Here is a 14,058-nt window from a genome sequence, read left to right as displayed (position 1 = left end):
GAGCCGCCGAGGGCGCCGGTCCTGGCCCGAAGACGACGAGGACGGCGGGGACGGCGGGGACGGCGGGTGGGGCTGGTGGGGCTGGTGGGGCTGGTGGGGCGGGTGCGGGTTGCCATCAGAGGGCGCTCTCCACGGGCTGTGCGCCGGAGTTGACGGGCGTGGTGTCGCTCGCGCCGTCGGCCACCGTCTCAGTGCCGGTGCCAGTGCCGGTGCCGGTGCCGGTGCCGGTGCCGGTATCAGGGCCCGCGCTGCCGCCGGTCGGCGAATCGGTCGGGGCGGGGGGCGACGACGTACTGGTGGACGGCGGGTCGGGCGGGCCGCTCGTCGGCGGGCTCGTCGGATTCTGAGGGGACGGGGTGGGGCCGGTACTCGCGCCCGGGGCCGTCTTCGTCGCCGTCGGCCGTGGGCCGGCCGACGTGGCCGGATCCTTGGCGGTCACGGCGGGGCCGGGTGCGGTGGCACTGGCGCCCGGCGCCGGCGTCGCACCGTCGCTGCTGAGGGACGGCGTGACACCGGACGGGACGCTGTCGGCGTCGTCGGTGGGCTCGGCCGAGTCCGTGGGCAGCGGCGGGTTCTCGACCTGGCCGGCCTCCTTGGCCTCCTCCTGGCCCGGCACGGGAAGCCAGGGCGCGTGGGAGTTGCCGGACAGGAGGGTCGCGACGATGACCACCGCGTAGATCGCGCAGGCGGCGCCGACGGATATGCCGATACGGCGGTATCTGCGGCTTCGGCGGCCGGACTCGTCGACGAAGACCGGACCGTCGGAGCCGTCCGGGGCACCGCCGGCCTGGCCTGCGAGGTGGGTCTCGGCCTGCTGGGCGACCCCGTCGAGCTGGACGGTCACCTCATGCGGGTCGTGGGCGTTCTCCCACGGGTCACTGAGATCCGCGCCCTGAGAGCTCGCCGCTTCGGGCCATTCCGGTTGAGCGTCTTTCCGCCATGTTTTCTCGCGCACGCGCATTTCCCCCACGGGACCGTTCCGGGTGCGCACACGACTCCGAGCGCCTGTCGACCGGACCGAGCCCCCACTCGATCCGAGCGCCCCCATTGCCACACTGTGCTCGGGCGACGAACGTAATGCGTCCGTGGGTTATGCGATGTCCGTATGTCAAACATGGACATTTATCATCGTCAGTTCGAAATCCCGGACCCATGCGATGTCACATATGGGTCACGTATGGACACTCATCATCGCGATATCCGCATCCGGAGCCCATGCCCCCGCGGGCCTCCGCAGCCAGCCCTCCGCCGCCGAGAGCTCGGCCGCCGCACGTCGCAGAGCGTCGATTCCGGGGTGCACCAGTCCCTTGCGCCACACCAGGGACACGGGTGACAGGGGAACGGGATCGGTCAAGGGGCGCACCACCGTCGCGGGCATGGCCGGAAAACCCACCACGGCGAGGATCGGGTTGCGCGTCTTCGCCATGATCCGCTCGAATTCCTCGTCCCCGACGGCAAGCGGGGCGGGCGGCGCGACATCGATGCCGCGCCCCTCGAACAGGCGATGGGCCAGGTCGGTCCACTCCGGCGTGCGCGGATTCCCGGCGCCCGCGTACACGGACTCGCCCGCGAGCGCGTCGAGCGGCACCGCGTCCAGCGCCGCCAGCCGGTGGTCCTGGGGCAGCACGACCGCCATCGGCTCGTAGCGCACGGGCTGCTGCGCGAGGCCCGCCCGCAGGGCTGGGTCCAGTCCGGCGAACCGCCCGAACGACGCGTCCAGCCGGCCCGCGAGCAGCTCGCCCGCGGCATGGGCGAGCCCGCTCTCGTAGCGGGCCATCAGCTCGTGCTCGGGGGCGAGTTCGCGGGCCCGGTGCAGAACTCGGCGGCCGGTGACCAGTCCGGGCGAGTTGAGGTCGACCAGCAGAGAGCGGGCCTGCCCGAAGGCGGCGATCACGGCGTCCTGCGCGTCCAGGACGCGGCGGGCGTGCGGCACCAGTCGCTCGCCGTCGGCCGTCAGGGTCACCTGCCGGGTGGTACGCACGAACAACTCGGTCCCGAGGTCCCGCTCCAGCCGCCGTACGTCCCGGCTGAGCGCCTGCTGGGCGACGTAGAGCCGGGCCGCGGCACGCGTGAAGTGCAGCTCCTCGGCGACGGCGAGGAAGGCACGCAGGAGTCGGGGGTCGAGGTGGTGGCCGGTGGCGGGCATGCGGCGAACCTACAGCGGCATTGACAACAGGAGTGCGTCAATCGGCGAGGAGCAGGTGTTGGACCGCTTGCTCCGGTGCGGGCCACGGTTGCCCCATGCCGCGACCGACCCCCGGTACCTACCGCCGCCTCTTCGCCGTCCCCGGAACCCGGGCCTTCACCATCGGGAATCTGCTGGCCCGTCTCCCCATGGGCATGTTCAGCGTGAGCGCGGTCGTCATGATCGCCGCCACGCGGGGGTCGTACGCCCTCGCCGGCGCCGTCACCGCGACCGGTCTCGCGGCGACCGCGACAGTCGCCCCGTGGACCGCTCGGCTCGTCGACCGGTACGGCCAGGCCCGGATCGCCGTACCCGCGACGCTGCTCGCGGCGCTCGGCTCCCTCGCGCTGCTGCTGTGCATACGGCACGAGGCGCCCGCCTGGACCCTCTTCGCGTCCTACGCCGCCACCGCGACGACCCCCAATCTCGGCGGCATGTCCCGGGCCCGCTGGTCCCACCTGCTGAAAGGCGACGCCGACGCCCTGCACAGCGCGAACTCCTTCGAGCAGGCGGTGGACGAGCTGTGCTTCATGCTGGGCCCGGCGCTCGCGGCCTTCCTGTGCGGGACGTTCTTCCCGGAGGCGGGCACGCTGGCGGGCGTGGTGCTCCTGGTCACGGGCATGCTGCTGTTCAGCGCGCAGCGCTCGACCGAGCCACCGGTGACGGGGCGGACATTCACCCAGGCGAAGTCCCTCCTCCGCGCCCCCGGCATGCCCCCGCTGCTCGCCGTCTGCCTCGCCATGGGCGTGGTGTTCGGGGCGATGGAGGTCGTCACGATCGCGTTCGCGGACGCACAGGGGCACAGGTCGGCGGCCGGGGTGGTGCTGGGTCTCCAGGCGGCCGGTTCGTGTGTGGCGGGGCTGCTGTACGGGGCGGTGCAGCCGGCCGGTCCGCCGCGGAAGCGGTACGTGTGGTGCATCGCCGCGATGACCGCGCTGCTGACGCTGCCGCTGCTCGCCGCGTCCCTGACCGGCTCGCTCCTCACCCTGGCGGGCGCGCTGCTGGTCGCCGGGATGGCGACGGCCCCGACGATGGTCACGGGCATGACGCTGGTCCAGCGCCGCACGCCCGAGGGTCGGATCAACGAGGGCATGACCCTCGCGGTGACCGGCCTGCTCGGCGGGATAGCCTGCGGCAGTGCCCTCGGCGGCCGGCTGGCGGAACACGCGTCGGCCACGGCGGGGTTCGGGGTTCCGGTCGCGGCGGCGGCGGTGGCGCTGCTGATCTCACTCGTCCCGTTCGACGACACGAACACCTGACGCAATTCCCGCGCACCCCATTGACGCACTCACAGGCCCCACATACCTTCGCCCGTCGAAGCGCTTCGACATCATGCATCGAATCGATTCGATGAACGCTGCGTGATGTCTCCGATACCCATCCGACTCCCCTGGAGGCACTGGATGTTGACGGCACGAAGGCGTGTGACGGCCCTGGCCTCGGCCGCCCTGAGCGGAGCCCTGCTCCTGACCTCCTGCGGCGGCTCGGACGGCGGCTCGTCGGACGGCAAGACGCTGAAGCTCTGGCACTACGAGGCCCCGAACAGCGCCATGGGCCAGGCCTGGAACGAGGCCATCAAGGAGTTCGAGGCCACGCACCCGGGCGTGAAGGTGGAGTTCGAGGAGAAGGGCTTCGAACAGATCCAGAAGACCGCCCCGATGGTCCTCAACTCCTCCGAGGCGCCCGACCTCATGGAGTACAACAAGGGCAACGCGACAGCGGGCCACCTCTCCAAGCAGGGCCTGCTCACCGACCTCAGCGCCGAGGCGGCCAAGCGCGGCTGGGACAAGAAGCTCGGCGCGGGCGTCCGCACCACCAGCCTCTACGACGCCGAGGGCGTCATGGGCTCCGGCAAGTGGTACGGCGTGCCCAACTACGCCGAGTACACGATGGTCTTCTACAACAAGGACCTGTTCGCCAAGTACAAGATCCCCGAGCCGAAGACCTTCGACGAACTGACCGCCGCCATGGACACGTTCGTCAAGAACAAGGTCACCCCGCTCGCCAACGGGGGCGCCGAGTACCCCGCCCACCAGTACCTCTACCAGCTGGCCCTGTCGAAGGCCGACCGCGCCTGGGTCGACGCCTACGAGCTGTACAAGGGCAAGCCCGACTTCCACGACGCCGCCTGGACGTACGCGGCCGAGACCTTCGCCGACTGGATGAAGAAGGGCTACATCAGCAAGGACTCCACCAGCGCGAAGGCGGAGGACGCCGGGGTCTCCTTCCTCCAGGGCAAGTCGCCGGTCTTCTTCTCCGGCAGCTGGTGGTACGGCCGCTTCCAGGACGAGGCGAAGTTCGACTGGGGCACCTTCCTGTGGCCCGGCTCCAACCTCACCCTCGGCTCCGGCGGCAATCTGTGGGTCGTCCCCAAGGGCGCCAAGAACAAGGATCTGGCCTACGACTTCATCGACATCACCATGTCGAAGAAGATCCAGAACCTGCTCGGCAACAAGGGCGGCGTCCCGGTCGCGGCGGACGCGAGCGCCATCTCGGACCCGAAGTCGAAGACGCTCATCGACAACTTCAACACCGTCTCCGAGCGCGACGGCCTGGCCTTCTACCCCGACTGGCCGATCTCCGGCTTCTACGACGTCCTCGTCTCCGAGACGCAGAAGCTGATGACGGGCGGCGAGAAACCGGACGGCTACCTGGACGCGTTGCAGGAGGCGTACGACAAGGACGCGCCGAAGCGATGACGGTCACTGTCGAAAGCGGCGGGCGGGTGACCGGCAAGCAGGACCGCACCGGGCACCCGCCCCGCCGCCCCCGCGACTCCTACGCCCTGTTCCTGCTCCCCGGGTTCCTCGCCTTCCTGGCCGTCATCGTCGTCCCGTTCCTGATGAACACGGGCGTGAGCTTCACGGACTGGGAGGGCGTGGGCTCCCCCGACTGGACCGGGCTCGCCAACTACCGCGAGCTGATGGACGATTCCGAGTTCTGGGCGTCCTTCAGGCACAGCCTGTTCATGGTCGTCGCGATGGCGGCCGTACCGACGGCGATCGGGCTCGTGCTGGCCGCCGCGCTGTTCGACTACGTCGGCAGGCACTTCGGCAGCAAGGTCACGGCCGTGCTCCGCGCCTGCTTCTACCTCCCGCAGGTACTGCCGATCGCGGTCGCCGGCATCGTCTGGAGCTGGATCCTCGCGCCGGAGAACGGCTCCCTCAACGAGGTCCTCAAAGCCATCGGCCTGTCGTCCTGGCAGCAGGACTGGCTCGGCGATCCCGACATCGCGCTGTACAGCGTCATGGGCGTGATGGTCTGGGTGCAGCTCGGCTTCCCGCTGGTGATCTTCGTGGCGGGCCTGCAACGCGTCGACCCGCAGCTGCACGAGGCGGCCGAGCTGGACGGCGCCGGCTGGTGGGGCCGCTTCTGGCACGTCACGCTGCCGCAGATCCGGCCGGAGATCTACGTCGTGCTGACCTGGTGCACGATCGCCGCGCTCAAGGTGTTCGGCGCGGTGTACGTGCTGACGAAGGGCGGCCCGGGCGGGGCGACGAACGTGCCCTCCTACTTCTCCTTCACCACGTTCTTCGAGAAGACGCAGGCCGGCTACGGCGCCGCGATCTCCACGGTCCTCACCGTGATCATCCTCGCCCTCTCCCTGATCGGCCTGAAACTCCAGACCAGAGCCGAGGACGCCGAGGAAGGGACCCGCGTATGACCACCGCGCTCCGCCGCTACCCCGTCCTCGTGGCCCTGTGCCTCGCGGCCCTCTTCATGATCGTCCCGTTTCTGATCGTGGCCGTGAACGCGGTCAAGTCGCCGGCCGAGTACGCCCAGAACGGGCCGCTGAGCCTCCCCGACGGCCTCTACCTGGACGGCCTGAAGGACTTCTGGGAGCGCGTCGACTACTCGCAGAAACTTCTCAACTCGCTGGTGATCAGCGGGTCGGTGGCCGTTCTCGCGGTCGCCTTGTCCGTCCTCAACGCCTACGCGATCGGCATCGGCCGGATCAAGGGCCGCACCTGGGTGCTCGCCTTCTTCGTCCTGGCGAACATGCTGCCGCAGGAGGCGCTGGTCTACCCGATCTACTACCTGAGCAAGGAGGCCGGCCTCTACGACACGAGGCTGAGCGTGATCATCGTGTTCACCGTCATCCAGGCGGCCTTCGGCACGTATCTCCTCTCCTCCGTGCTCGGCCAGTTCCCCCGCGAGATCATCGAGGCCGCCCGGATCGACGGGGCGAACAAGTGGCAGATCCTGTGGCGGATCGTGGTCCCGGTCAGCCGCCCCACCATCGGCGTGCTCCTGGTGTTCTTCTTCATCTGGACCTGGAACGAGTTCCTGCTCCCCCTGGTCATGCTGATCTCCAACGACAACCAGACCGTGTCGGTGGCCCTCGGCGTCCTCCAGGGCCAGCGCCTGATGGACGCCACGATGACCAACGCGGCGGCCCTGCTCGGCGTCCTGCCCGCACTCGTCTTCTTCCTCGTGTTCCAGCGAACCCTCACCCGCGGCATCGCCGTGGGCGCCGTGAAGTAAGGAACCCCCACATGAAGTTCACCGACGGCTACTGGCTGTTGCGCGAGGGCGTCACCGCGGATCACCCCGCCGAGGTCCTCGACGTCACCGCGGCCGACGGCGCGCTGGAGATCCACGCGCCGTCGAGACCCATCCGGCACCGCGGCGACCTGCTGAAGGGACCGGTCATGACGATCAGCGCACACGCCCCCCTGCCCGACGTCATCGGCGTCACGTTCTCGCACTTCCAGGGCGAGCCCTCGCGCGGCCCCGAGTTCGAGCTGCTGGCGGAGGACGCCGCGTCGCAGGTGTCGTACGACGAGGAGCACGCCACGCTGACCTCGGGCGCCCTGTCGGTCAGGTTCGCCCGCTCGGGCCCCTGGCACGTCGACTTCCTCGCCCACGGCCGGGTCCTCACCAGCAGCGGCGCCAAGAGCATGGGCATCCTGCGGGACGCGTCCGGCGCCCACTACCTGCGCGAGCAGCTGGGCCTCGGGATCGGCACGTCGGTCTACGGTCTCGGCGAGCGTTTCGGACCGCTGGTGAAGAACGGCCAGGTCGTCGACATCTGGAACGCCGACGGCGGCACGACCACCGAACAGGCCTACAAGAACGTGCCGTTCTACCTCACGGACGCCGGCTACGGCGTCTTCGTCGACCACCCGGGCAAGGTGTCCTTCGAGGTCGGCTCGGAGGCGGTGTCGCGGGTGCAGTTCAGCGCCGAGACACAGGAGCTGACGTACTACGTCATCCACGGCCCGACCCCGAAGGAGATCCTGCGCAAGTACACGGCCCTGACCGGCCGTCCGGCCCTCCCGCCCGCCTGGTCGTTCGGTCTGTGGCTGTCGACGTCCTTCACGACGTCGTACGACGAGGAGACGGTGACCTCGTTCATCGAGGGCATGCGGGAGCGCGAACTGCCCCTGTCCGTCTTCCACTTCGACTGCTTCTGGATGCGCGAGCACAACTGGTGCGACTTCCAGTGGGACCCGCGCGTGTTCCCCGACCCCGAGGGCATGCTCGCCCGGCTCAAGTCGAAGGACCTGCGCGTCAGCGTGTGGATCAACCCGTACATCGCCCAGCGCTCCCCACTGTTCGCGGAGGGCAAGGAGCTCGGGCATCTGCTGCGCCGGCCGGACGGCAGCGTGTGGCAGTGGGACCTGTGGCAGCCGGGCATGGCGATCGTCGACTTCACCAGCCCGGCCGCCCGCGACTGGTACGCGTCCAAGCTGGAGGCGCTGCTCGCCCAGGGCGTCGACTGCTTCAAGACGGACTTCGGCGAGCGGGTGCCCCTCGACGTGACGTGGTCCGACGGCTCCGACCGGGAGCGGATGCACAACTACTACACGTACCTCTACAACCGCACGGTCTTCGACGTGCTGCGCAAGCACCGGGGCGAGCAGGAGGCGGTGCTCTTCGCCCGCTCGGCGACCACCGGCAGCCAGCAGTTCCCCGTGCACTGGGGCGGCGACTGCGAGGCGACGTACGAGTCGATGGCCGAGTCGCTGCGCGGCGGGCTGTCGCTGGGGATGTCGGGCTTCGGGTTCTGGAGCCATGACATCGGCGGCTTCGAGGGCACCCCGACGCCTTCGCTGTTCAAGCGCTGGCTGGCCTTCGGCCTTCTCTCCTCCCACAGCCGCCTGCACGGCAGCTCCTCCTACCGCGTGCCGTGGCTGTTCGACGAGGAGTCGGTCGACGTGCTGCGGCACTTCACCCGGCTGAAGCTGCGGCTCATGCCCTATCTGTACGAGGCCGCGCGCACCGCCCACACCGAGGGCCTGCCGATGATGCGGGCCATGGTGCTCGAGTTCCCGGACGACCCCGGGTGCGCGCACCTGGAGCGGCAGTACATGCTCGGCCCCAACCTGCTGGTCGCGCCGGTGTTCAGCGATGAGGGCGACGTCACCTACTACGTCCCCGAGGGCACCTGGACCCACTTCGTGACCGGGGAGACGGTGACCGGACCGCGCTGGGTGCGCGAGAAGCACGGGTTCGCTAGCGTGCCGCTGCTCGTGCGTCCCGGTGCGGTGGTCCCGGTCGGCGCGGTGGCGGACCGGCCCGACTACGACCACGCCGACGGGGTCACCCTGCGGGCGTACGGCATGGAGCGCGGGCAGCAGGTGACGGTGCGGGTCGGGGACGTGGCCTTCACCGTCGTCCGCGAAGGGGATCTGCTGCGGGCGTCGTGCAGTGACCCGGTGGCGCCCTGGAGTCTTGCCGTCGGTGAGCGTGAGGTGCGGGCGCAGGCCGGGACCGGCTTTCTGACGGTGGAGTGGGCCTGATGGTGAAGATCACGGATGTGGCGCGGCACGCCGGGGTCTCCCCGAGCACCGTCTCGTACGCGCTCAGCGGCAAGCGCCCCATCTCCGAGGAGACGCGGCGGCGGGTGGAGGAGGCCATCCGCGAGCTGGGCTACCGCCCGCACGCGGGCGCGCGGGCGCTGGCCAGCAGCAAGTCGAACGTGCTGGCGCTGGTGGTGCCGCTGCGGGCCGGTATCCATGTGCCGGTGGTGATGCAGTTCGCGGTGTCGGTCGTCACCACGGCCCGGCGGTACGACCATGACGTCCTGCTGCTGACTCAGGAGGAGGGCGAGGAGGGCCTGCGCCGGGTCGCCGACACGGCACTCGTCGACGCGCTGATCCTGATGGACGTCCAGCTGCACGATCCCCGGCTGCCGCTGTTGCGGGCGCTGGAGCGGCCGTCCGTGATGATCGGCTTTCCCGCCTCCTCCGAGGGTCTGACCTGCATCGACCTCGACTTCAAGGCGGCCGGCGAGGCATGCGTGGACCATCTGGCGCGGCTCGGGCACAAGGCGGTGGCGCTGGTCGGCTCGCCGCCGGAGGTGTACGTCCGGCAGACCGCGTTCGCCCAGCGCGTGGTCCAGGGCTTCACGGCCGCCGCCGACCGGCACGGGCTCGCCTCCTCCGTGCACCCGTGCGAGGCGGGACCGGGGGCCGCCCGTACGGTCGCCGAGCAACTGCTGCGTGAACAGCCCGCGTTGACCGGCGTGGTCGTGCACAACGAGCCCTTGCTGGAGCCGCTGATCGACGCCTTCGAGAAGCTCGGCCTGCGCGTGCCCGGCGATCTGTCCGTGACCGCCATCTGCCCCGACGAACTCGCCGAGTCCGCCCGCGTCCCGGTCACCTCCGTCGCCCTGCCCTCCGACGACATCGGGACGCGGGCGGTGGAGCTGCTGATGCGGAAGCTGGACGGCACGGACGTACCCGAGTCCACGCTGCTGCCGCCCCGCCTGACGGAACGGGCGAGCACGGCACAGCGGGCCGCCTGACTCCGCCCCCCACACCCGTATGCAAGGCCCTAACCGAAGGAGCCGTGGCATGAAAGGCAGAAAGAGACGTAGATCCACGTTCGTCCTGGCGCTGGCCCTGATCGCCGGCCTGGGCGCCACCGTCCCCGCCCACGCCGAGCCGTCCTACCCCTTCCGCGACCCGGCCCTCCCCGTGGACCGCCGCGTCGACGACCTGCTCGACCGGCTGACACCGGCCGAGAAGGTCTCCCTCCTGCACCAGTTCCAGCCCGCGATCCCCCGCCTGGGCATCCAGTCCTTCCGCACCGGCACCGAGGCCCTGCACGGCGTGGCCTGGCTCGGCGAGGCCACCGTCTTCCCGCAGGCCGTCGGGCTCGCCTCGACCTGGGACCCGAAGCTGATGGAGCGGGTCGGCTCGGCGGTCGGCGACGAGGCGCGCGGCTTCCAGCAGGAGCGTCCCGACGGCTGGGGGCTGAATCTCTGGGCGCCCGTGGTGAACCTGCTGCGCGACCCGCGCTGGGGCCGCAACGAGGAGGGCTACAGCGAGGACCCGGAGCTGACCGGCGCCCTGTCGACGGCGTACGGCGAAGGCCTCACCGGCGGCGACCCGGACCACCTCAAGACGGCCCCGACCCTCAAGCACTACCTCGCCAACAACAACGAGTGGCACCGCACCACCACCTCCTCCGACCTGCGCCCGCGCGTGCGGAAGGAGTACGACGAGGCGGCCTTCAAGCCGGCGATCGAGGCGGACGCGGCGACCGGCGTGATGTCCTCCTACAACCTGGTCAACGGCCGCCCGGCGACGGTGAATCCGGACCTGGACGAGGTCGTACGGTCCTGGACCGACCGCGATCTGCTGAACGTCAGCGACGCCTTCGCCCCGGGCAACATCCCCGGCGACCAGCAGTACTACCCGACCCTCGCCGAGGGCGACGCGGCGGCCCTGAAGGCCGGACTCGACAGCTTCACGGACAACAACGCCGACCCCGGTCCGACGATCAAGGCCGTCAACTCGGCCCTCCAGCAAGGCCTGTTGGAGCAGTCGGACATCGACGAGGCCGTCTCCCACATCCTGTCCGTGCGCGTCCGGCTCGGCGAGTTCGATCCCGGCGGCGGCCGGTACGGCTCGATCGACAAGTCGGTCGTCAACAGCCCGGCCCACCGGAAGCTGGCCCGCGAGGCGGCGACCGAGGGGGCGGTACTGCTGAAGAACCAGGCGGGCGCGCTGCCGCTGAAGAAGACCCAGGACGACGTGGCGGTCGTCGGCCCACTCGCCGACACCCTCTACACGGACTGGTACTCGGGCACCCTCCCGTACGCGGTCACCCCCGCCGACGGCATCGAAGCCAAGCTCGGAAAGCCGGTGACCGGCAGCGAGGCCGTCGACCGGATCACGCTGAAGGACGCGGCGACCGGCAAGTACGTCACGGCGGGGACGGGCCCGGCGGGCGCGCCCCTGAAGGAGGGCGAGTCCGCGGGAGTGAGCGCCGAGTTCGACGTCTTCGACTGGGGTGCGGGAGTGGTGACCCTGCGCTCGGCGGCCAACGGCAAGTACGTCGGCTACGGCGGCGCGGGCTTCGTCAACGACCAGGTCCAGCCGGGCGGTTGGTTCGTCCAGCAGCAGTTCGAGCTGGAGGCGCAGGCGGACGGCACCCACCTGCTGCGGTACGCCGGATACGAGACCGAGGAACCGTGGTGGTCCGCCCCGGTCTACCTCGGCCCGACGGACGCGGACGGCACGCTGGGCCTGGTGGACAAGGACCGGGCCGCCCACTACACGAAGGACGTCGTCCGCGACGGTCTGGCCGAGGCGGTGGCGGCGGTCAAGGGCAAGGACACGGCGGTCGTCGTGGTCGGCTCGAACCCGTCGATCAACGGCCGCGAGGCCCACGACCGCAGCGACATGGCCCTGGCCCCCTCCCAGGAGGCCCTGGTCAGGGCGGTGCGCAAGGCCAACCCGCACACCGTGGTGATCGTCGAGAACAGCTACCCGACCACCCTGGGCGCCCTCCAGAAGGAGATCCCGGCCCTGCTGTGGACGTCCCACGCGGGCCAGGAGACGGGCAACGCGCTGGCCGACCTGCTGTACGGCGACGCGAACCCGTCCGGCCGCCTCACCCAGACCTGGTACCGGTCCGAGGCCGACCTCCCGTCGATCCTGGACTACGACATCATCAAGTCCGAACGTACGTACCAGTACTTCGAGGGACGGCCGCTGTACCCCTTCGGCCACGGCCTGTCCTACACGACGTTCCGCTACGGCGACCTGAAGCGGACGAACGGCGGCTACGAGGTGAAGGTCACCAACACGGGCAGCCGGGCGGGCGACGAGGTGGTGCAGTTGTACGTGCACCAGCGCGCGTCCCGCGACCAACAGCCGCTGAAACAGCTCGAGTCCTTCGACCGCGTGTCGCTGAAGCCGGGCGAGACGAGGACGGTCCGGCTGAAGCTGACCCCGAAGGACCTGGCCCACTGGGACGTCACGCGCTCCAAGTGGGTGGTGGAGAGCGGCGGTTACGACGTCATGGCGGGATCGTCGGCGACGGACATCCGCGCCCGTACGACCTGGACGGTGCGCGGCGAAACGATCCCCGCGCGTGACCTGTCCCGCCTCACCCGGGCGGAGAACTTCGACGACTACGACGCGATCCGCCTGGTCGACGAGTCGAAGGTGCGCGGCACGGCGGTATCGGCGTCCGCCGACGGCGCCTGGCTGAAGTTCGCGGACACGCGACTGACCCCGGGCACCTCCGCCCTCACCGCCCGCGTCGCCGGTTCCGCCGGCCCGATCGAGGTCCGGCTGGGCTCCCCCACCGGCCCCCTCGCCGGTACGGCGCACTTCTCCGGAACGTCGTCGCCGTACACGTACGAGACGGTCACCGCGGACCTGAAGACGGCGGCGAAGGGCCGTACGGACGTGTACCTGGTGCTGGGCGAGGGCGTACGCCTGTCGACGTTCACGCTGCGCTGACGGGCGGCCCCGGTCGTCCTCCGCGTACCGGCTCCCTCATCCGGGCCGGTACGCGGGGTACAGCGGTGGGGTACCCGCTCCGGGTACCGCTCAGCGCTCAGTCGCGCGCGAGCAGTTCGAGCGTGTCGACGACTCGGTTGGAGAAGCCCCACTCGTTGTCGTACCAGGCCACCACCTTGACGTGCTTTCCGTCGACGCGGGTGAGCTCGGCGTCGAAGACCGCCGACGCCGGCCGGCCGGTGATGTCGCTGGAGACCAGCGGCTCCTCGGCGTACTCGAGGATGCCCTTGAGCTTGGCGTCGGCGGCGGCACGGTAGGCCTCGAGCACCTCGTCCCGGGTGACCTCGCGGGAGACCGTGGTGTTCAGCTCCACGATCGAGCCCACCGGGACCGGCACGCGGATCGAGTCGCCCGACAGCTTGCCGTCGAGGCTCGGCAGCACCCGGCCGATGGCCTTGGCGGCCCCGGTGGTGGTGGGCACGATGTTCACGCCGGCGGCGCGGGCGCGGCGCAGGTCGCGGTGCGGGCCGTCCTGGAGGTTCTGCTCCTGGGTGTAGGCGTGCACCGTGGTCATGAAGCCGTGCTCGATGCCGGCCAGGTCGTCCAGTACGGAGGCCAGCGGGGCCAGCGCGTTCGTGGTGCACGAGGCGTTCGAGACGATCACGTGCTCGGCGGGGTCGTAGTCATCCGTGTTCACCCCGTAGGCGAGCGTGACGTCGGCACCGTCGGAGGGCGCGCTCACCAGCACACGTCGGGCGCCGGCCTGGATGTGCGCGCGTGCGGCGTCCGCCGCGGTGAAGCGGCCGGTGGACTCCAGCACGAGATCGACGCCGAGCTCGGCCCACGGCAGGTCGGCGGGCTGACGCTCGGCGAGCACCTTGATGCGGCGGCCGTCGACCACGAGGTCGCTCCCGTCGACCTCGACCGAGCGGCCTATGGGGCCGAGCGAGCTGTCGTACTTGAGCAGGTGCGCGAGGGTGTCGGGGGCGGTGAGGTCGTTGACGGCGACCACTTCGAGGTCGCTGCCGCGCTGGAGGAGAGCGCGCAGGGTGTTGCGTCCGATACGGCCGAATCCGTTGACGGCGATGCGGGTCATGGAGGCTCCTTTCGTCCTGCCTCCATGGTCGGTACCCGGGTGCGGGCCGGACAGTGGCTGGAATGCCAGCA

At 70.4% G+C, this 14,058-nt stretch carries 10 protein-coding genes; 7 read left to right on the top strand and 3 right to left on the bottom strand.

Features of this window, described 5'->3' with window-relative positions; translation table 11 throughout:
- Window positions 1-115: 115 nt before the first annotated feature.
- Together AB0I77_RS18145 and AB0I77_RS18140 are read right to left on the bottom strand one after the other, a co-directional pair.
- Window positions 116-955, bottom strand: coding sequence for a hypothetical protein (locus AB0I77_RS18145; protein WP_363283572.1), 840 nt, complete (start codon window positions 953-955; stop codon window positions 116-118).
- A 216-nt stretch (window positions 956-1,171) separates the two neighbouring features.
- On the bottom strand, window positions 1,172-2,146 hold the full coding sequence (locus tag AB0I77_RS18140; protein ID WP_363283571.1) for a LysR family transcriptional regulator: 975 nt from the start codon (window positions 2,144-2,146) through the stop codon (window positions 1,172-1,174).
- A 95-nt stretch (window positions 2,147-2,241) separates the two neighbouring features.
- Here AB0I77_RS18140 and AB0I77_RS18135 point away from each other — a divergent pair, with 95 nt between their 5' ends.
- The 7 genes from AB0I77_RS18135 (at window position 2,242) to AB0I77_RS18105 (ending at window position 12,891) form a co-directional block, all read left to right on the top strand.
- Window positions 2,242-3,444, top strand: a complete 1,203-nt coding sequence (locus tag AB0I77_RS18135; RefSeq protein WP_363283570.1) for an MFS transporter — start codon at window positions 2,242-2,244, stop codon at window positions 3,442-3,444.
- A 144-nt stretch (window positions 3,445-3,588) separates the two neighbouring features.
- Entirely contained in the window at window positions 3,589-4,884 is a 1,296-nt protein-coding gene (locus AB0I77_RS18130) for an extracellular solute-binding protein (protein WP_363283569.1), read from the top strand.
- Window positions 4,881-5,849 (top strand): sugar ABC transporter permease, encoded by a 969-nt coding sequence (locus AB0I77_RS18125; protein WP_363283568.1) that lies wholly within the window; start codon window positions 4,881-4,883, stop codon window positions 5,847-5,849. Before AB0I77_RS18130 ends, AB0I77_RS18125 begins: the two co-directional genes overlap by 4 nt.
- Window positions 5,846-6,670: a carbohydrate ABC transporter permease gene (locus AB0I77_RS18120; RefSeq protein ID WP_363283567.1), complete on the top strand. Its 825-nt coding sequence runs from the start codon at window positions 5,846-5,848 to the stop codon at window positions 6,668-6,670. The genes AB0I77_RS18125 and AB0I77_RS18120 overlap by 4 nt, the downstream gene beginning before the upstream one ends.
- A gap of 11 nt (window positions 6,671-6,681) precedes the next feature.
- Window positions 6,682-8,931, top strand: a complete 2,250-nt coding sequence (gene yicI / locus AB0I77_RS18115) for an alpha-xylosidase (protein ID WP_363283566.1) — start codon at window positions 6,682-6,684, stop codon at window positions 8,929-8,931.
- Complete coding sequence (locus AB0I77_RS18110; protein ID WP_363283564.1) at window positions 8,931-9,938, top strand: LacI family DNA-binding transcriptional regulator; 1,008 nt, start codon at window positions 8,931-8,933, stop codon at window positions 9,936-9,938. The genes yicI and AB0I77_RS18110 overlap by 1 nt, the downstream gene beginning before the upstream one ends.
- 49 nt (window positions 9,939-9,987) lie before the next feature.
- Window positions 9,988-12,891, top strand: a complete 2,904-nt coding sequence (locus tag AB0I77_RS18105; protein WP_363283563.1) for a glycoside hydrolase family 3 C-terminal domain-containing protein — start codon at window positions 9,988-9,990, stop codon at window positions 12,889-12,891.
- 97 nt (window positions 12,892-12,988) lie between these two features.
- Here AB0I77_RS18105 and gap read toward each other — a convergent pair whose 3' ends face one another.
- Window positions 12,989-13,987 carry a type I glyceraldehyde-3-phosphate dehydrogenase gene (gene gap, locus AB0I77_RS18100; RefSeq protein ID WP_363283562.1) on the bottom strand — a complete coding sequence of 333 codons (999 nt, stop codon included), beginning with the start codon at window positions 13,985-13,987 and terminating at the stop codon, window positions 12,989-12,991.
- Between the last annotated feature and the right edge of the window lie 71 nt (window positions 13,988-14,058).

This window comes from Streptomyces sp. NPDC050619 (assembly GCF_040654815.1).
Lineage (GTDB): Bacteria > Actinomycetota > Actinomycetes > Streptomycetales > Streptomycetaceae > Streptomyces.
This window is presented reverse-complemented; position numbering and strand designations above follow the sequence as displayed.